We start from the raw sequence: 19,040 nt of genomic DNA on the forward strand, positions 1-19,040 counted from the left end.
GCAAATTTGCATGGCGCGATGGCGGCAAAAGCATCACTTGCCGGCGCTGCATCTGCTCATATTGCCTTTCCGCTGTTAAAATGTCCTATTATCCATCCCAAAAGTGCATCAATCATGACTCGCAAGCTGTTCGTCACTACTGCCCTGCCTTACGCAAACGCCGCTTTTCACATTGGCCACATCATGGAATACATCCAGGCCGATATCTGGGTCCGGTTCCAGCGAATGCAACGCGATGGCGCAGCCGGCCGTGAAGTGCACTTTGTGGGCGCCGACGATACGCATGGCACTCCCATCATGATCGCCGCCGAAAAGGAAGGCATCACGCCGCAGCAATTCGTCGCCAACATCGCCGCTGGCCGCGCCCAGTACCTCGATGGCTTCCATATCGCCTTCGACAACTGGTATTCGACCGATTCGCCGGAAAACGTCGACCTGTCGCAATCGATCTACCGCAAGCTGCGCGATACGGGCCTGATCGTCACAAAAACCGTCGACCGCTTCTTCGACCCGGTCAAGGGCATGTTCCTGGCCGACCGCAACATCAAGGGCGAATGCCCGAAATGCGGCGCCAAGAACCAGTACGGCGACAATTGCGAAGTGTGCGGCGCGGCTTACCAGCCGACCGACCTGGTCAACCCGTTCTCGGTCTTCACCAACGCGACGCCCGTGATGAAACCGTCGGAACAGTATTTCTTCAAGCTGTCCGACCCGCGCTGCTTCGAATTCCTCAAGGATTGGCTCAACACGCCAGGCCGCCTGCAGCCCGAAATGGTCAACAAGGTCAGCGAATGGCTGGGCGAAGCCGGTGAAAAGCTGGCTGACTGGGATATCTCGCGCGATGCACCCTACTTCGGCATCCCGATTCCCGATGCACCGGGCAAGTTCTTCTATGTGTGGATGGACGCGCCGGTCGGCTACCTGGCCAGCCTGAAAAACTATTGCGACAAGAAAGGCATCGATTTCGACGCCTTCCTGAACGACCCGACGACGGAACAGATCCATTTCATCGGCAAGGACATCGTCTCGTTCCACCTGCTGTTCTGGCCTGCCATGCTGAAATTTGCCAATCACCCGGTGATCGACAAACTGAAAGTCAATGTGCACGGCTTCCTGACGGTTAATAACGAAAAGATGTCGAAGTCGCGCGGCACGGGCATCTCGCCGCTGCGCTACCTGGACCTGGGCATGAACCCGGAATGGCTGCGCTACTACATCGCGTTCAAGCTGAACTCGAAAGTGGAAGACCTGGACTTCAACGGCGAAGATTTCGTGGCCCGCGTGAACAGCGACCTGATCGGCAAATACGTGAACATTGCCAGCCGCTGCGCCGGCTTCATCGCCAAGCGTTTCGACGGCAAGCTGGCATCGACGCTGTCGGAAGGCGCGCAAAGCTGGATCAACCGCGCGTTGACGGTGGACGTCAACGGCGTCATCGTCGAGCGCCAGGCCAGCATCGCCGCGCATTTTGAAAACCGCGAATTCGGCAAGGCCTTGCGCGAAATCATGGAAATCGCCGATATCACCAACCAGTATGTCGATGAAAACAAACCGTGGATCCTCGCCAAGGACGTCGAAAAGACGGCCGAACTGCACGACGTGTGCACCACGGCCCTGATCCTGTTCCGCCAGTTGACGATCCTGCTGTCGCCGGTGCTGCCGGGCGTGGCGAAGAACGTGGCATCGTTCCTCAACGACGCCGAGTTCACCTGGGCGGATACGCAAGTGTTCGGCGACGCCGTCTCGAACAGCATGCTGGGCCGCACCATCGGTGCCTACAGCCACTTGATGACGCGCATGGATGCAAAGATGATCGAAGCGCTGTTTGACGCGCCGCAAACAGCCGCCACCATCGCCGCACCGGCTGGCGACGCCGCGAACGACGCCGCGGCCCCTGCTGCCGCCGCTGCCGCCATCGAGGAACTGGCGCCCGAGATCAAGATCGACGACTTCCTCAAGGTCGACTTGCGCATCGCGAAAATCGTCAATTGCGAACTGGTCGACGGCTCGGACAAGCTGCTGCGCCTGACCCTGGACGCGGGCGAAGGCCGCCTGCGCAATGTGTTCTCGGGCATCCGCTCGGCGTACCAGCCGGAAGAACTGATCGGCAAGCTGACGGTGCTGGTGGCCAACCTGGCGCCGCGCAAGATGAAGTTCGGCATTTCCGAAGGCATGGTCATGGCCGCCTCCGCCGCCGACGAGAAGGCCAATCCGGGCATCTACATCCTGAACCCGTGGCCGGGCGCCGAACCTGGCATGCGCATCCGTTAAGCCACCACAAGGACCGATGATGAATATCGTGGTGCGCGAAGCAACAAATGCCGATGCACAACTAATGGCCGAGCTGACCCGCGCCGCGTGGGCCGGCAAGGTGGCGGCCTCGTCCAGTGGACACCACGAGACGGCGCAGCAGGTGGAAGCGCAACTGCGCCACGGCGGCGGTTTTCTGTTGCTGATCGACGACATTCCAGCCGGTTCGCTGCGCTGGATGCCGCTCGACAGCGATCCCGCCATCTGGAAGATTTCGCGCATGGGCGTGCTGCCCGCCTACCGGGGCAGCCACGTCTCGCAACATTTGCTGGAAGCCATCATTCATCATGGCCTGTCGTGCCAGGCAGAGGAATTGCGCCTGGCCGTGCGGCGCGACCAGCGCAAGCTGATCGATTTTTATGCGGCCTTCGAATTCGACCTGGCCGAAGAACTGGAATATTCGCACGCCAACCCCGCCGAACCGGCGCCGATGGTGATGCGGCGCTTGTTACGTTATTGATTGCGTTATTGATTTTTAGCAATTTCGCCCCGGACTTGCCGATACGACAACCCGCCAAGCGGCACGGCGCGGTAGAATACGGCCGGCTGACCTTACCCATAAGACACTCAGAAGAGAATATGAAACTGCCTGCAAAACACAACAACTACGTATCCGACCACACCTTGTTCATCGCCGAACTGAAGGCCAAGAACCCTGGCATGGAAGCGGGCCAGCAAGCGGGCCGCGCCCTGCTGTGGGACAAGCCGGCCATCAGCATCGATGAGCAGGAGCGCCAGCTGGCGTCGGCCGTCAAGCAACAGGCTTACGTTTACCAGAACAAGAACTAAGATCTGGAACCGGCACGATGTTGCCTGAAGAGTCTGCAGTCACGCCGGAAGCCGACGCTTCCGGTGCCGGCGCAGTCATCGAGTCGCCCGAACCTGTCGCTGACGGCGACGGCAGCGGCGACCCTGCAGCATCTGCAGCCAAGGTAACGGACGCGGCGCCCGCCGCCGACCCGCTGGGCATCGCCCGCCTGTACGGCGAGCCGATGATGCGCATGCCGACGGATCTGTACATTCCGCCGGACGCGCTGGAAATCTTCCTCGAAGCCTTCGAAGGCCCGCTCGACTTGCTGCTCTACCTGATCCGCAAGCAAAACTTCAACATTCTCGATATTCCGATGGCGCAGGTGACCCTGCAATATCTGAAATATGTCGACCAGATCCGCGTGCGCAACCTGGAACTGGCCGCCGAGTATTTGTTGATGGCTGCCATGTTGATCGAGATCAAGTCGCGCATGCTTTTGCCATCGCGCAAGAGCGACGTCGAGGAAGATGGCGGCGACCCACGGGCGGAACTGGTGCGCCGCCTGCTCGAGTACGAACAGATCAAGCTGGCCGCCTACGACCTGAACGCCATTCCCCAGTTCGAGCGCGATTTCGTGCGCACGCAGATTTTCATCGAGCAAAGCCTGACGCCCACCTGGCCCGACGTGGAACCGGTGGACTTGCAGCAGGCGTGGCTCGACGTGCTGAAACGCGCCAAGCTGACCCAGCATCACCGCATCAGCCGCCAGGAACTGTCCGTGCGCGAGCACATGTCGAGCATTTTGCGCCACTTGCAGTCGTCGCGCTTCGTCGAGTTCAGCGAGCTCTTCGACATTGCCGGCGGCGTGCCTGTCGTGGTGGTCAACTTCGTGGCCTTGCTGGAACTGGCCAAGGAAACCCTGATCGAAATCACGCAGGCAGAACCGTTTGCCCCCATCTACGTCCGGCTGGCGTATTCGCCCGCCTGACCCCTTCCCTTTGTCACTGACCACCGTACAACGGGGTTTTAGCGAAAGCAATCCATGAAAATTATTTCCGACATTGAAGAATTGCGCGACCAGCTCAGCGGACAGCTGCGCACGGCGTTCGTCCCCACCATGGGCAACCTGCACGAAGGCCATCTGTCGCTGATGCGCCTGGCGCGCAAGCATGGCGACCCCGTCGTCGCCTCGATCTTCGTGAACCGCCTGCAATTCGGCCCGAACGAGGATTTCGAGAAATATCCGCGCACCATGGCGGCCGACATCGCCAAGCTGGAAAAGGAAGGCGTGTACGTGCTGTTCGCGCCGACGGAAAAGGAACTGTACCCGGAACCGCAGGAATACCGCGTGCGCCCGCCCGATGACCTGGGCAACACCCTGGAAGGCGAATTCCGCCCCGGCTTTTTCGAAGGCGTGTGCACGGTCGTCACCAAGCTGTTTTCGTGCGTGGGTCCGCGCGTGGCCGTGTTCGGCAAGAAGGATTACCAGCAACTGATGATCATCCGCAATATGGCGCGCCAGTTCGCGCTGCCGACGGAAATCATCGCCGCCGAAACCTATCGCGCCGACGATGGCCTGGCCTTGTCCTCGCGCAATATGTACCTGTCGGAAAGCGAACGCGCGGAAGCGCCGGAACTGTTCAAGGGTCTTAATTTCGTGGCCGAGGAAGTGCGCAAGGGCAACCTGGCCGTGGGTGAACTGGAACAGGCCAGCATGCAGCTATTGAACAGCCGCGGCTGGAAATCGGACTACATCGCCGTGCGCAAGCGCGCCAACCTGCAGGCGCCGAGCGCCGCCGAACTGGCCGCGGGCGAACCGCTGGTGGTGCTGGCCGCCGCCAAGCTGGGGCAGACCAGACTCATCGACAACCTGGAAATTTAACATACAACAAAACCTGCTGCGCGTCGCGATTTGCGGCCTGCGGTGCTCACCGTGCTTCAGCACAGCTCCGCTTCTCGGCCACAACTCACTGCCGCTCGCTACGGTTTTTGTCAGATGTTTTAAACGCAGTCACAGCGGGGCCATTCGGCCCCGTTGCTTTACCTACTTCTCCATCCCTACCAGCTTGAGCTCGGCAAACAGCGGCTTGCTGCTGCCGCGTGCCGCTTGCAACATGTCATAGCTTGCCGCGTCGAGCACGATTTCCTCGCCCGCCCACAGCTTGCGCTGGTTCGCAGGCAGCCTCAGGCTGCGCAGGATGGCCCGCACCTGGGCCGGATCGGCCGCCAGCAGGCGGATGGCGCGCGCATGGCGCTGCGTGCCCGTGAGGATCGGCAAGCCGCCCTCGGAGCCGTGCTGGCTCAGGCTGACATAATCCTGGCCACCCACGCGGTGCAGATAGGCATGCCGGCCATCCGCTTCGGCAGGCGACTGCGCGGGCGGCTCCTGCATTTCGACAGACGCGACAGGCGCAACGGCGGTTTGCTCAAGGCTCACGCCACAGGCCGCCAACAGGGCCGTGCTCAAGGCGAAAAATAATGCGGGTGCTCGGCGCATCGTGCGCTCCTTCTTGTCGGGGTCGGGGACAAAGGGGGAATACTGCAGCGATCATGGGCCAAATCATTTGACGTGTAAAGTTAACTCTGGGAAATATTTCATTCCTTTGCGCAATTTCATCCGGTCAGAGCGAAGGACACGCGGGATGAGCTGGAGGTAAGCACGGCGCAAGCCGACGAAAAAAACGCCGCCGGTTTGCACGGGCAGCGTTTTTCTTGATCGGTATCAAGCCGTGATCAGGCGCCGGCTTTTTCCAGCTTCTCGAAAATCTTGTTCAGCTTTTCATCGAGGGTCGCTGCCGTGAACGGCTTGACGACATAACCGCTGGCGCCAGCTTGCGCGGCGGCGATGATGTTTTCCTTCTTCGCTTCGGCGGTGACCATCAGCACGGGCAGCTTGGCCAGTGCGGGATCGGCGCGGATATGCTGCAGCATCGTCAGGCCATCCATGTTTGGCATGTTCCAGTCCGACACGACGAAATCGAACGATTCCGCGCGCAGCTTGGCCAGGCCCATCACGCCGTCTTCCGCCTCATCGACGTTGGCATAACCCAGTTCCTTCAACAGATTCCGGACAATGCGGCGCATCGTCGAAAAATCGTCAACGACTAAAAATTTCATCTTTGGATCAGCCATGAATAACTCCGTTGTTTCTGTAGCGGTTTGTTAATAATATCGACATGAATGCCGACATTATGGTCGACACTACGGCAGCAAGTTGTAGGATAGCATTTTCGTTGCTTTTAGGCGAACAAACTTGCCTCAGATCATATAAAACGTGGCTTACACGCGCAAAGCACGCATACCATGCGCCGCCAGGTGTCCCAGTACCATGCCAGGCAGCGCCGTCAGAGCACCGACCTCATGCGTAGCGCCGACAGCGATCGCCTCGCGCGGCATGCCGAACACCACGCAACTGGCTTCGTCCTGCGCAAAATTATACGCTCCTGCGGCCTTCATCTCCAACATGCCTTGTGCGCCGTCCTTGCCCATGCCCGTGAGGATCACGCCGACGGCATTTTTACCGGCCGATTGCGCGGCCGAACGGAACAGCACATCGACCGACGGACGGTGGCGGTTGACCGGTTCACCCTGGTCGATCTTGGTCATGTAGTTGGCGCCGCTGCGCGTCAGGATCAGGTGCGAATGGCCGGGCGCGATATAGGCGTGGCCGGGCAGCACGCGTTCGCCGCCCGCCGCTTCCTGCACCGAGATTTTGCACAGCGAATCGAGGCGGCGCGCGAACGAACGCGTAAAGCCTTCCGGCATGTGCTGCGTGATCAGGATGCCGGGACAATCGGACGGCATCTGCATGAGAAATTCGCGGATCGCTTCCGTGCCGCCCGTCGAGGCGCCCACGATGATCAGCTTTTCGCTCGACGTCAATGGGCTGCGCAGCGCAGGCAGCGGCGCGGCCACCTTGTCGCCGGCCGACGGCAGGGTGCGCGCGCGGATGCGCGCCTTCGAGGCGGCGCGGATCTTGTCGGCGATCATGTCCGTGTACTCGCGCATGCCGCTCTGGATGGAAATCTTCGGCTTGGTGACGAAATCGACGGCGCCCAGTTCCAGCGCGCGCATGGTGATTTCCGAACCGCGCTCGGTCAGCGACGACACCATCAGCACCGGCATCGGGCGCAAGCGCATCAGCTTTTCCAGGAAGTCCAGGCCGTCCATCTTCGGCATCTCGACATCGAGGGTCAGCACGTCGGGGTTGGTCTGCTTGATCATCTCGCGCGCCACCAGCGGATCGGGCGCCGCGCCCACCACTTCCATGTCGGGCTGGCTGTTTACGATTTCCGTCATGACGCTGCGAATCAGCGCCGAATCATCCACGATCAATACTTTGATCTTCATAGTTATCCTTCCAGGCCTTGCGGCCCTTGTTTCTTATTAAATTAGTACCCGGACCACACTGCCGCAAGCCGCACAACGCGATGCGCAGCAGGTTTGGTCCGATATGTATCAGAACAGCTCGACCTCGCCGCCCACCGGCGCGACCTTGAGGCGGCTGGCGTAATCGAGTTCGCGGCGTACCAGCGTATCGTTATGCGTCTGCATCAGCTTTTTCACCAGCACCTTGCCGCTGCGGGGGAAAAAATACACCTTGCGCGGGTGGATGTCGTTGAGGTCTTCCGCCACCACGCGCATCTTTTCCGCCTTCAGATAATTGATGACGAAAGCCGCGTTGCGCTCACCGACGTTGATCGCCGTGAAGCCGCGCAGCACGGCGCCGCCGCCGAAAACTTTCGCTTCCATGTTCTCGCGCCGCGCGCCCGCCTTCAGCAAATCGTTGATCAGGATTTCCATGGCGTAGGTGCCATAGCGCATCGACGCGGAAATCGGGCTGTTCGGATCGCTGCCGCCATCGGGCAGCATGAAGTGGTTCATGCCTCCCAGGCCCGTGACACGGTCGCGGATGCAGGCCGAGACGCAGGAGCCGAGCACGGTGACGATCAGCATGTCCTTGTTGGTAAAGTAATACTCACCAGGCAAGATCTTGGCGGCGTCACAGTTGAACGTCCTGTCGTAATAGACGTTAGTGGCGAATTGCTCTTTGGATTCCAGGCTCATATTTCACTCTCATGTACGATGCGACGGTGCCTTGGGCGCGGCGCCCCGAGGCTGGTCGAGCTCATAGACTGTTTTACCGCGCAGCTTCAGTGAATCCGACACGTACAGAAAATTCTCCGAATGGCCCGCGAACAGCAGGGCATCGGGTTTCATCAACGGCACAAAGCGCGAGAGGATCTTGCGCTGCGTCGCCTTGTCAAAATAAATCATCACGTTACGGCAAAAGATGACGTCGAACTGGCCCGTCAATGGCCAGCCGTCGGCCAGCAGGTTGAGCGGCTTGAAGGTGATCATCTGGCGCAGTTCAGGACGCACCCGCACCTGCCCTTCGCGGTCGCCCTTGCCGCGCAAGAAAAAGCGCCGCGCACGGTCGGCCGGCATCTTGTCGAGCCGGTCCAGGTTGTAGACGCCATTGGCAGCCGTGGCCAGCACATTCGTGTCGATGTCCGTGGCGATGATGGTGACGGGCGGCGTGAGCGTATTGAACGCCTCGCACACCGTCATGGCGATCGAATACGGCTCCTCGCCGGTGGAACTGGCCGAACACCAGATGGTGATCGGCCCGCTCAGTTTTTTCACATGCTCGGCCAGCAGCGGGAAGTGATGCGCCTCGCGGAAGAACGACGTCAGGTTGGTCGTCAGCGCATTCGTGAACGCTTCCCACTCGTCGCCCATGCGGCCCGCTTCCAGGTCGTCCAGGTAGCGGACGAACGAGGAGATGCCGGTCGCGCGCAGCCGCCTGGCCAGGCGGCTGTAGACCATCTCCTGCTTGCTGTCGGCCAGCGCGATGCCGGCCCGCTTGTAAATCATGGCGCGGACCCGTTCGAAGTCCTTGCCAGTGAAATCAAATTCCTTGACCGAATCCGTTTTAGTTTGCGGCATTTTGTTTTTACCTCTCTATGACTACTCTGACCAATGCCTTTGCAAGTATAACTAGCGGGACCGGGTTGGCGTCAGAACTCTTCCCAATCGTCGCCGCCGGCCGCCGCCAGCTTTTTCGCGGGCGGTGGCGTGCCGGCCTGCGCCGCCGTTGCCACCCGCCGTGCAGTTGCCGCCACACCCGGTGCCGGCCGTGCCGCCGCCTTGACCACGGGCGCGGACGCGGGCATGGCTGCGTGCGCCGCGCTCTCGCCGTCCAGCTTGAAGATGCTGACGGCGTCGGCCAGTTTCTGCGCCTGGTCCTGCATGCTTTCGGCGGCCGCCGCCGCTTCCTCGACCAGCGCCGCATTTTGCTGCGTCATCTGGTCCATCTGCGCGATGGCCTGGTTCACTTCCTCGATGCCGTGGCTCTGCTCCTGCGTCGCCGCCGTGATCTCGCCCATGATGTCGGCCACCTGCCGGATCGACGTGACGATCAGACCCATGGTCTGCCCCGCCTCGTCCACCAGACGGCTGCCGGCATCGACCTTGTCGACCGAGTCGCCGATCAAGCCCTTGATTTCCTTCGCCGCGCCGGCCGATCGTTGGGCCAGATTACGCACTTCCGACGCCACCACCGCAAAACCGCGTCCCTGCTCGCCTGCGCGCGCCGCTTCGACGGCCGCATTCAGCGCCAGGATATTCGTCTGGAACGCAATGCCGTCGATGACGCCGATGATGTCGACGATCTTGCGCGAACTGTCCTTGATGGAACCCATGGTGTCGACCACTTGCGACACCACCTTGCCGCCCTGCTCCGCCACCGACGACGCCGACACTGCCAGCTGGTTGGCCTGGCGCGCGTTGTCCGCGTTCTGCTTCACGGTCGACGTCAGCTCTTCCATCGACGACGCCGTCTCTTCGAGCGAACTGGCCTGCGTTTCCGTGCGCGCCGACAGGTCCGCATTACCGCTGGCGATCTCGCGCGACGCCACGGTGATGGTGTCCGTCCCGGTGCGCACGTCGCTGACCGTCTGCACCAGGCTCTCGTTCATGTCCTTGAGCGCCTGCTGCAGCGCGCTCGTTTCATCCTTGCCTTCGACCACCACGCGCGAGGTCAGCTCGCCGGCCGCCACCTTCTGCGCCACGGCCACTGCGCCGGACAATGGCACCGTGATCGAGCGCGTGATGAAGATGGCGCACCAGGCGCCGATCGCCACGGCCGCGCCGCCCAGGATGAACAGTACCATCATCAGGCGCGCATCGGCCGCCAGCGAGTCGTCCATGAAGCTTTGCTGCGCCACGTGCTGCAAGTCGAGCAGCTTGTTGATATCGGCCAGGGTCGTCTTGTTCAAGGGATCGATGCGGGTGGCGATCACCTTCGCCGCGCCCTCGCTGTTAAACGCCAGCACCTGTCCCATCGCTTCCTTGAAGGCGGCATCGACTTCGCCGTCGATCTTGGCGATATTGGCCAGCAGCGCCTTCTCGCCATCGGACAGGCCCAAGGTGGCCAGCTTGCCGCGGGCGCCGTCGTACAGCTTGCGCTGCTCGCGCACCTTGCCCTCTTCCGCCTGCATCAGGCTCACATCGCCCTGCAGGCCGATATTGCGCATGGCGATACCGGTTTCCAGCATCGCGCTTTTCATCTGCGACGCCTGCGTATTCTTTTCGCTTGCCAGCTCCAGCCCCGTGAGCAGCTGGGCCTTGTTACGGTAATTCAGTGCATTCGCCGAAACGATCACCACCACCAGGATGGCGAGAATGCTGCCGAAACCTATCCCCAGCCGGGTGCCTATCTTGAAATCGCGCAAACTCATTACAGTCTCCAATATTTATGTGAACGGCGCCCGTTCAACCGGACGGCGCCGTGTTGTGGCCGGGTCTCTGTCGGACCTTGCAGCCTGCCGGCGCGCCTCTGGCAAGTAACCCCCAATAAATTATTATGATTTCTGACTTCCATAACCGGCGCTGTGCGGTGTTGCCCGCAGCTAGTAGTGCTCGCACTGCGTCGCTGCGGGCGCCTTGCACAGCATCCGGTTCTGTTCGTCATAAATTCACAATAATTTCCCGAGGATTACTTTCCCGCGCCGGTACATGCATATCTGTAGTGATTCTTTGCGTTCTAAAACGGCGGCGCACCGGGCGCCGCCTTGCTGCCGCTTAGGCCGCCAGCTTGTCGATCAGGCCCATCTCGCTGCTCGACATCAGTTTGTCGATGTCGACCAGGATCAGCATGCGCTCGTCGATGGTGCCCAGGCCGATCATGTAGTCGGTCGAGAAGGCTGTGCCCATTTCCGGCGCCGGCTTGACCTGCTCCGGCGTCAGGGTGGTGACGTCGGAAACGCTGTCGACCACCATGCCGACGATACGGCCGCCGATGTTCAGGATGATCACCACCGTGAACTGGTCGTACACGGGCGTGCCCAGGTTGAACTTGATGCGCATGTCGACCACCGGGATGATGATGCCGCGCAGGTTGATCACGCCCTTGATGAATTCAGGCGCGTTGGCGATGCGGGTGACCGCTTCGTAACCACGAATCTCCTGGACCTTCAGGATATCGATGCCGTACTCTTCGGAGCCCAGGGTGAAGGCCAGGAATTCACGGCCGGCGATGTCCTTGCCGTCGCCCGCATTGCTTCCGGATGTTTGTTGAGTATCTGACATGGTGCGTTTTCCTATCTTTATCTATCGGTATTACGAAAAAATGGACTCGTCGGCCAGCTGGCGAGAGGAACGGATGAGGGCGGCGACATCGAGAATCAGCGACACGCCGCCATCACCCAGGATGGTGGCGCCGGAAATGCCCACCACCTTGCGGTAATTCGATTCGAGGTTTTTCACCACGACCTGCTGCTGCCCCACCAGGTCGTCGACAAACAGGGCCGCCTTGCGTCCTTCCGTCTCGAGGATCACGCAGATGCCTTCCGAGGGACTGGTAAAGCGCGGCGCGATGTCGAACATCTGGTACAGCGGAATCAAGGGCAGATATTCGCCGCGCACTTTCACCACCTGCCCCTTGCCGCTGATGTCCTTGATGTCCTCAACGGCTGGCTGCAGCGATTCGATGACAAAGCCCAGCGGTAAAATATACACCTCGTCGCCAACGCGGATCGACATGCCGTCCAGGATGGCCAGGGTCAGCGGCAGCGAAATGGAAATCGTCGTGCCGAAACCCTTGGCCGAACGGATGTCGACGACGCCGCCCATGGCGCTGATATTGCGCTTGACGACATCCATGCCCACGCCGCGGCCCGACACGTCGGTGACCGCTTCGGCGGTGGAAAAGCCGGGTGCGAAAATCAGCTGCCACACGTCGGCGTCGCTCATCGACTCGGACACGTCCAGGCCCTGCTGCGCAGCCTTGGCCAGGATGCGCTCGCGGTTCAATCCCGCGCCGTCATCGGATACCTCGATGATGATGTTGCCGCCCTGGTGGCTGGCCGAGAGGAACAGACGTCCCGCCTCGGTCTTGCCGGCGGCCACGCGGGCGGCCGGCATTTCCACGCCATGGTCGATACTGTTGCGCACCAGGTGCGTGAGCGGATCGACGATGCGCTCGATGAGGCCCTTGTCCAGTTCCGTGGCGGCGCCATTCGTGATGAAGTCGACCTTCTTGCCCAGTTTCGTCGCCAGGTCGCGCACCATGCGCGGGAAGCGCGAGAAGACGAAATCCATCGGCATCATGCGGATCGACATCACCGCTTCCTGCAAGTCGCGCGTGTTGCGCGTCAGGTGGCTGACGCTGTCGAGCAGTTTTTCATGCAGCATCGGATCGAGCGCGCTGGCGCGCTGCTCGATCATCGCCTGCGTGATCACCAGTTCGCCCACCAGGTTGATCAGCTGGTCGACTTTTTCGATCGAGACGCGGATCGACGACGATTCGGCGCCGGCCTTGTCGCCCTCTTTCTTGGCCGGTTTCTTTTCCTGCTCCGCTTCGGCCACGGCGCTCGCCGCGGCCGGCGCGGCGGCAGCGCTGGCGTTGCCCGCCTTGGCCGCGTCTGCGCGAATCTGTTCGAGGGGCTGGAAGAATCCGTAACCCTGTTCGGCGTCGCTCTGCACGCCGGCGGCGGCGCGGATATCCTCGATCGGCTGGAAGAAGCCGTAACCGGGATCGGCCGCGCCCGGCGCGCCAGGAGTGCCTGGCAGCGGGTCGAAGAAACCGTAGCCTTGCGCCTTTTCCTGCGCCGCGCGGGCCGCTTCGGCCTCGCCTGGCGCCAGTGGCGGCGCCTGCGTGATCACCATGTCGTCGGGATTGAGCACGAACGAACAGATGGCCAGGATGTCGTCCAGGCTTTCATGCGTCGTCACTTCCAGCACCTTGCGCGCGTCGGGCAGGCTCGATACGGCGACGTCGCCCAGCAAGCCCAGTTCGGCCGCCAGCGCATCGACTTCGCGCGGCTCCATGGCCGGCAGTTCCAGGCGGATGCGGTGGCCGCCGGCATGGCTGACGGCGGCCTTTTCCGCCGTGTGGAAGGCCGGCGCGACGGGCGTGAGCGCGGCCACGGGCACGTCCTGCGAGAACGACTGCAGCATCATGCGCACGTTGGCCACGGCATCCTGGTCGACGGCGCTGCCCAGGCGATGGCCGTCGAGCTGCATCTTGAGGATGTCCTTGGCCGCCAAAAAGGCGTCGACGTGTTCCGCCGTCAGGGCCATCTGGCCCTGGCGGATGCGGTCGAGCAGCGACTCGAGGATGTGCGTCACCTCGCTCATGTCGGAGAGGCCGAACGTCGATGCGCCGCCCTTGATCGAGTGGGCGGTGCGGAAAATGGCATTCAGATCTTCGGCGTCGGGCGCCGCAATATCAACGGCCAGCAGCAGCCGTTCTTTTTCAGCCAGCAGTTCTTCGGCCTCATCGAAAAAGACCTGAAAAAACTGGCTAATATCGATGGTCATAGGGTGACTCCGTCAATTGCATCATTGCGCTGCGCGGCTGGCATCAGCCGATCACCTTCTTGACCACTTCGATCAGGCGTTGCGGATCGAACGGCTTGACCAGCCAGCCATTGGCGCCGGCGGCACGGCCTTTCGATTTCATCTCGTCCGACGACTCCGTCGTCAGCATCAGGATGGGCACCTTCTGGTAGGTCGGCAATTCACGCAGCAGCTTGATCAGTTCCAGGCCATCCATGCGCGGCATGTTCTGGTCCGTCAATACCAGGTCTACGGTTTGCAGCTTGGCTTTTTCCAGTCCGTCCTGGCCGTCCACGGCCTCCACCACCTGGTAACCGGCGGCTTTCAGGCTGAACGCCACCATCTGGCGCAATGAGCTGGAATCGTCCACTGCAAGTATCGTTTTGGCCATCTTTGCTCCCACTTATTCCGGGCATCCTGCCCGAGTATTTGATTAATCAATCCATGCGACCACAAGCGCTCCGCACTGGCATGCTAGAACAGCTCGATGTCGCCGCTTTCCAAATGCTGTTGACTGACAGCCTTGCGCAGCACGCTGCGCAACTCCAGGCTTTGAATCGCCAGCGCCATGCTGACCCGACCCAGCAAGGCGACAATTTCTTCATTGTCGCTCTCCGGCAACATCTCCGCGCCATGCTCGCCCAGGGTCCCGAGGAACTCGCGCAAGCCCGTCACGCGCTTCAGGGTGCGCTCGATCAGCTGGCTGGTCATGTCCTGGAACTGCATGCTGGTGATGGCGGCATTCACATAGCCCCCCACCTCATCCTGCAACGCCAGCAGTTTTTCGCGCTGCTGCTCGGCCGGAATACCGCCGTCGAGCAGCAGCGCGATAGTGTCTTGCTGCGCAGCGACGGCTGCGTGTATCGCCATGAAATTGAAGGACAGCTTCTCGATCGCCTCTTCCAGCAAGATGCCGGTCTGCACCAGGTCGGTTTCCACCTCCGTCAAGTGCTTGCGGCCATGGTCCGACACGCCAGACAGCAGGCGTTTTACATGCGAGCCAAGTATTTTCTTTCTTGTCATAAAGGTCTCATTGTTTCAATACACCACGCGTCGACAGCCTTGCGTGTTATTTTTTCGCCGCTGCCGGGGCCGGGACTGGCGCCGCCGCGGGCGGCGCACCGGCAGCCAGCCCTGAAGCGACAGCGGCGGAAGCGGCATCGGTCACCGGCAGCTCGATCGCCGAACCATCGCGCAAGACATTTTCTTCCGTGCGCTTGTTCATGACGATGATACTGATGCGCCGGTTGATCGGATTGAAGGGATCGAGCTTGTCCAGGTGGGCGGCCGAGCCCAGTCCCACCACGCGCAAGACTTTTTCTTCCTTCATGCCGCCGATCACCAGTTCGCGCCGCGACGCATTCGCGCGGTCGGCCGACAATTCCCAGTTGCTGTAGCCTGCATCGCTCATATAGGGCGTCGAATCCGTATGGCCGGACAGGCCGATGCGGTTCGGCACTTCATTGAGCACGGAGCCGATGGCGTGCAGGATTTCCTTGGTGTACGGTTGCAGGTTCGCATTGGCGAGCGCAAACATCGGACGGTTCTGCTCGTCGACGATCTGGATGCGCAAGCCTTCGCTGGTAATATCGAGCAGCAGCTGGTTCTTGTATTTTTTCAGCAGGGGATTGGCGTCGATGGTCGCTTCGATGCGCGCCTTGAGCGCCTGCAGGCGCTTGCCTTCCTCGCGTTCGAGCGCCGCCTTGGCGGAATTGAGGTCGAACGATTTGCGCTGCTGCTCTTCCTGCGCCTTGCGCACCTGCCCATCCTGGCGCGACAGGTCCTGGCCGCCGCCCTGGATCACGGAATTGCTTTCGCCGCTGCCGGAGCCCCCGGCCATGGCCACTTTCAACGGCGTCTTGAAGAATTCGGAAATGCCGTTCAAGTCGCCCTTCGAGGTGGAGCCGAGCAGCCACATCAGCAGGAAGAAGGCCATCATGGCCGTGACAAAGTCGGCGTAGGCGATTTTCCACGCCCCGCCATGGTGTCCGCCAGCCGTCTTCTTGATACGTTTGACGATAATCGGGCGCATGCCTTCATCGGCCATGGCGTCCCCCTTCCGTGTGCTGCAAATGACTCATGGTGTCCAGGCGTATATTCACTGCTTACTTCGTTTTCGATTTCTTGATGTGGTCTTCCAGCTCATTGAACGTCGGGCGCTCGGTCGAGAACAGCACCTTGCGGCCGAACTCCACGGCCAGCGCCGGCGCATAGCCGTTCAGGCTGGCCAGCAGCGTCACTTTCACGCACTGGAACATCTTGCTCGACTCTTCCAGCTTCTGCTCCAGCAGGCTGGCCAGCGGACCGACGAAACCATAGGCCAGCAAGATGCCGAGGAAGGTGCCGACCAGCGCGTGCGCGATCAGCATGCCCAGCTCGGCCGGCGGTATGCCCACCGACTCCATCGTGTGCACCACGCCCATCACGGCGGCGACGATACCGAACGCGGGCAAGCCGTCGCCCACCTTGGCGATCACGTGGGCCGGCACGGCGCCTTCGTGATGGTGCGTCTCGATTTCGTTGTCCATCAGGTTTTCAATCTGGAAGGCATCCATATTGCCCGATACCATCAGGCGCAGGTAATCGGTCATGAATTCGACGATGTGGTGGTCGGCCAGCACCGCCGGATACTTGGAAAACAGCGGGCTCTCTTCCGGCTTGTCGATATCGCCTTCGATCGACATCAAGCCTTCCTTGCGCACCTTGCTGAGCACTTCAAACAACAGCGACATCAGTTCCATGTACAGGTCTTTGGTATAGCGCGATCCCTTGAACAGGCTGGGCAAGGCGGCGATCGTTGCCTTGATGGCCTTGTTATTGTTACCAACAAGGAAGGCGCCCAGGGCGGCGCCGCCGATCATCAGCAACTCCAGCGGCTGGAACAGCGCCGCCAGATGGCCGCCGGCCATTGCGAAGCCGCCAAAGACCGAGGCGCAGACGATGATGTATCCGATTATGACTAACAAGTGCCCTGACTCCCAATAATGGCCGCGGCTGTATGCGCGGCATGTTCAAACCTGTTCCTGTCTTTTGGCGGCTGCGCCGACGGTAAAGACTGCGGCAAAAAAGCAACCGGAAGTTAATTGAAATGTGCTGCTTTTCAATGCAAATCCGAGAAAATGCCGTGTGGAACTACAATAACGTGAGATTGCCCCACGGGCAAGCAAATAACGCAGACAATTGCTTAAAAGCACCATATGTAAAGCAAAGGACCACCCTCTGTGGCGGCGATGGTCTTATCGGGCTCGCGTGCCGCAATCCGGAATTCGTAACTAAGAAGCATGCTACCGGGCAACATTTCCTTTTCCGCCTTATTCCACAGGGCCGCCATCGCCGCCGGCGACAGGTAGGCAAACACGGCATCGTAGCGGCCGAAGTCGAGTGCTTCGTAATCGCCGCGCAGGAAGCGCGCGCGGCTGCCCGCCAGCCGCGCGCGCAAGCGGCTGGCCAGCCAGGGCAGCGGCGCCAGCTCGATGCCGGAAAACTGCCCGTCGGGCCGGCGCCGCGCCAGGTCCAGCACCAGGCCGCCCAGGCCGCTGCCGATATCGATCAGGCGCACGCCGGGACGGTCCGCGATCAGCTCGGCCACGGCCTGCCACACCTTCGGCCCCGACGGATAAAACGGCACTTGCGTGCGGAACGTGGACCAGTACAGGCTCAACAGGAAAACAAAGGCCGCCAGGAACACGGCCGGAGGCCAGTCGAGCAGGCTGGCGCCCAGCAAGGCGGGCGCAAACAGCAGGCCGATGGCGCACCACCAGCGGGCCAGGCCCGCGCGCCAGGTAATAAGCGCCGCCAGCACGCCCTGCACCAGCGCCACGGCCGGCAGCGACATGGCCGCGCCCGCGCGCGCCAGGCCATATACCAATAGCAACATCAAGGGAAAGGCCAGCACCTGGATCAGGATGGCCTTGAGTGCGGGCGCGCGCAGGATTTGTTGCAGCATGGGGTAGTCAGAGAAGGAAAACGCCAGTGTAAGCGATGACGACATGAAAAAGCCGGAGTGCGGTCAGGCGACCGGCTCCGGCTTATTTACTGTCTTATGCAGGGCTCAGACAACCGCGCCCGGCGCAACAGCGGCCGCTTCATCGCGCGCCTTCTTGGTCTTGCCGGCGCGCGAAGGCATGTGGCACAGGCCGCACACATAATCGGCGTTCAGGTCGAGGCAATTGACGACAAACTTGCCGCCGCACTTGCCGCAGGGCGCCATGTCCAGCATCTTGCTGCTGAAAAAGCGCACCAGGGTCCAGGCCCGCGTCAGCGACAGCAGGGGCTCTTCGCCCGCTTCGGGCGGCATCTGTTCCAGATACAGCTTATACGCCTTCATCACGGCTTCGATGCCCGTGGCACCCGCGTGGTCGACGAGGAATTTATGGATGTTGATGAACAGCGAGGAATGGATATTCGGTTGCCAGGTGAGGAACCAGTCGGTGGAAAACGGCAGCATGCCCTTGGGCGGCGAGACGCCCTTCAATTCCTTGTACAGATTCAGCAGGCGCTCGCGCGACAGCGAGACTTCCGTCTCCAGCAGTTGCAGGCGTGCGCCCAGCTGTATCAATTCGATGGCCAGCTGGATTTCCTGCGCTTCCGATACGACACTTTTCTTGGCCATGCTGTGTACTCCGCGACTGACTGATACTGACTAACTGATACTGACTGATAAGGCTGCCGGCAAAATGTTCAGGGCAATGCAACGCCGCCATGGACGTTTGATGGCAACCTTAAGCGATTTCTTCGACGCCTTGGCCGGCCATGAGGATGGCAGCGTGCGACTGGGCCAGCGAGCGGTCTTTATTGTAGTTCGTCAGCATGCCCAGGATGGCGCTGTCGTCGAAGCGGAAGCGGGCCAGCATCATGTTGCCGCCAGCGAGCTTGAGGATCTGCGCATTGCTCATGCCTTCGATCAGTTCGGCGATGTCGGCGGCGATGCCCAAACGGAAGATGGCCGTTACCTTGTCCGCACGAATCATTTGCTGGGCCAGCATCAGGTAGCTCAGGTTAGCGTCGCGAATCTCAGCCATCATGTCGTTAGCAGTCATTTCCATCTCCTCAATCCGTTGAATTCAGCTGGCGTTGTGTGTTGCCAGTGAGATACATTCTGCAGGAGCAACATTAAATGCAACAGAGGCGCAGCGCT

At 60.9% G+C, this 19,040-nt stretch carries 20 protein-coding genes; 5 read left to right on the plus strand and 15 right to left on the minus strand.

Translation table 11 applies throughout. The features are described from left to right. Positions 1-114 precede the first annotated feature (114 nt). From metG to panC, 5 genes are all read left to right on the plus strand, one after another. Entirely contained in the window at positions 115-2,271 is a 2,157-nt protein-coding gene (metG, locus tag OX462_RS18485; RefSeq protein WP_409026756.1) for a methionine--tRNA ligase, read from the plus strand. A gap of 19 nt (positions 2,272-2,290) precedes the next feature. Continuing rightward, positions 2,291-2,770: a GNAT family N-acetyltransferase gene (locus tag OX462_RS18490; RefSeq protein WP_096238395.1), complete on the plus strand. Its 480-nt coding sequence runs from the start codon at positions 2,291-2,293 to the stop codon at positions 2,768-2,770. A gap of 119 nt (positions 2,771-2,889) precedes the next feature. Continuing rightward, positions 2,890-3,099, plus strand: a complete 210-nt coding sequence (locus tag OX462_RS18495) for a DUF3460 family protein (protein ID WP_230542219.1) — start codon at positions 2,890-2,892, stop codon at positions 3,097-3,099. Positions 3,100-3,116: 17 nt separating this feature from the next. Further along, complete coding sequence (locus tag OX462_RS18500; protein WP_409026757.1) at positions 3,117-4,049, plus strand: segregation and condensation protein A; 933 nt, start codon at positions 3,117-3,119, stop codon at positions 4,047-4,049. 54 nt (positions 4,050-4,103) lie between these two features. Beyond that, positions 4,104-4,943: a pantoate--beta-alanine ligase gene (gene panC, locus OX462_RS18505; RefSeq protein ID WP_070219724.1), complete on the plus strand. Its 840-nt coding sequence runs from the start codon at positions 4,104-4,106 to the stop codon at positions 4,941-4,943. A 162-nt stretch (positions 4,944-5,105) separates the two neighbouring features. On the opposite strand, the gene OX462_RS18510 is transcribed toward panC, so the two are convergent. The 15 genes from OX462_RS18510 to flhD form a co-directional block, all read right to left on the minus strand. Next, complete coding sequence (locus OX462_RS18510; RefSeq protein ID WP_409026758.1) at positions 5,106-5,558, minus strand: hypothetical protein; 453 nt, start codon at positions 5,556-5,558, stop codon at positions 5,106-5,108. Positions 5,559-5,794: 236 nt separating this feature from the next. Next, positions 5,795-6,193 carry a chemotaxis response regulator CheY gene (gene cheY, locus OX462_RS18515; protein ID WP_026132837.1) on the minus strand — a complete coding sequence of 133 codons (399 nt, stop codon included), beginning with the start codon at positions 6,191-6,193 and terminating at the stop codon, positions 5,795-5,797. A gap of 147 nt (positions 6,194-6,340) precedes the next feature. Further along, positions 6,341-7,411, minus strand: a complete 1,071-nt coding sequence (locus tag OX462_RS18520) for a protein-glutamate methylesterase/protein-glutamine glutaminase (RefSeq protein ID WP_409026759.1) — start codon at positions 7,409-7,411, stop codon at positions 6,341-6,343. 108 nt (positions 7,412-7,519) lie between these two features. Continuing rightward, positions 7,520-8,128 (minus strand): chemoreceptor glutamine deamidase CheD, encoded by a 609-nt coding sequence (cheD, locus tag OX462_RS18525; RefSeq protein WP_034758343.1) that lies wholly within the window; start codon positions 8,126-8,128, stop codon positions 7,520-7,522. A gap of 9 nt (positions 8,129-8,137) precedes the next feature. Continuing rightward, entirely contained in the window at positions 8,138-9,010 is an 873-nt protein-coding gene (locus tag OX462_RS18530; RefSeq protein ID WP_070219720.1) for a CheR family methyltransferase, read from the minus strand. 71 nt (positions 9,011-9,081) lie between these two features. Continuing rightward, a complete protein-coding gene (locus OX462_RS18535) occupies positions 9,082-10,803 on the minus strand; it encodes a methyl-accepting chemotaxis protein (protein ID WP_409026760.1) in 1,722 nt (573 codons plus the stop codon). A gap of 343 nt (positions 10,804-11,146) precedes the next feature. Then, a complete protein-coding gene (locus OX462_RS18540; protein ID WP_034758356.1) occupies positions 11,147-11,653 on the minus strand; it encodes a chemotaxis protein CheW in 507 nt (168 codons plus the stop codon). A gap of 30 nt (positions 11,654-11,683) precedes the next feature. After that, positions 11,684-13,885: a chemotaxis protein CheA gene (cheA, locus tag OX462_RS18545; protein ID WP_070312346.1), complete on the minus strand. Its 2,202-nt coding sequence runs from the start codon at positions 13,883-13,885 to the stop codon at positions 11,684-11,686. A gap of 43 nt (positions 13,886-13,928) precedes the next feature. Continuing rightward, entirely contained in the window at positions 13,929-14,294 is a 366-nt protein-coding gene (locus tag OX462_RS18550; protein WP_034758362.1) for a response regulator, read from the minus strand. An 83-nt stretch (positions 14,295-14,377) separates the two neighbouring features. Then, entirely contained in the window at positions 14,378-14,926 is a 549-nt protein-coding gene (locus OX462_RS18555) for a chemotaxis protein (protein WP_070219714.1), read from the minus strand. Positions 14,927-14,972: 46 nt separating this feature from the next. Further along, positions 14,973-15,950 (minus strand): flagellar motor protein MotB, encoded by a 978-nt coding sequence (gene motB / locus OX462_RS18560; protein WP_046684787.1) that lies wholly within the window; start codon positions 15,948-15,950, stop codon positions 14,973-14,975. Positions 15,951-16,008: 58 nt separating this feature from the next. Beyond that, positions 16,009-16,869: a flagellar motor stator protein MotA gene (motA, locus tag OX462_RS18565; protein WP_070219712.1), complete on the minus strand. Its 861-nt coding sequence runs from the start codon at positions 16,867-16,869 to the stop codon at positions 16,009-16,011. 218 nt (positions 16,870-17,087) lie between these two features. Continuing rightward, entirely contained in the window at positions 17,088-17,849 is a 762-nt protein-coding gene (locus OX462_RS18570) for an SAM-dependent methyltransferase (RefSeq protein WP_409026761.1), read from the minus strand. 105 nt (positions 17,850-17,954) lie between these two features. After that, the gene (gene flhC, locus OX462_RS18575; protein ID WP_070219809.1) at positions 17,955-18,515 is read right to left on the minus strand and encodes a flagellar transcriptional regulator FlhC; all 561 of its coding nucleotides are present in this window, start codon (positions 18,513-18,515) and stop codon (positions 17,955-17,957) included. 109 nt (positions 18,516-18,624) lie between these two features. Further along, a complete protein-coding gene (gene flhD, locus OX462_RS18580; protein ID WP_010396649.1) occupies positions 18,625-18,942 on the minus strand; it encodes a flagellar transcriptional regulator FlhD in 318 nt (105 codons plus the stop codon). Positions 18,943-19,040: the final 98 nt, after the last annotated feature.

Source organism: Janthinobacterium aestuarii (assembly GCF_046113285.1).
Classification (GTDB): Bacteria; Pseudomonadota; Gammaproteobacteria; order Burkholderiales; family Burkholderiaceae_D; genus Janthinobacterium.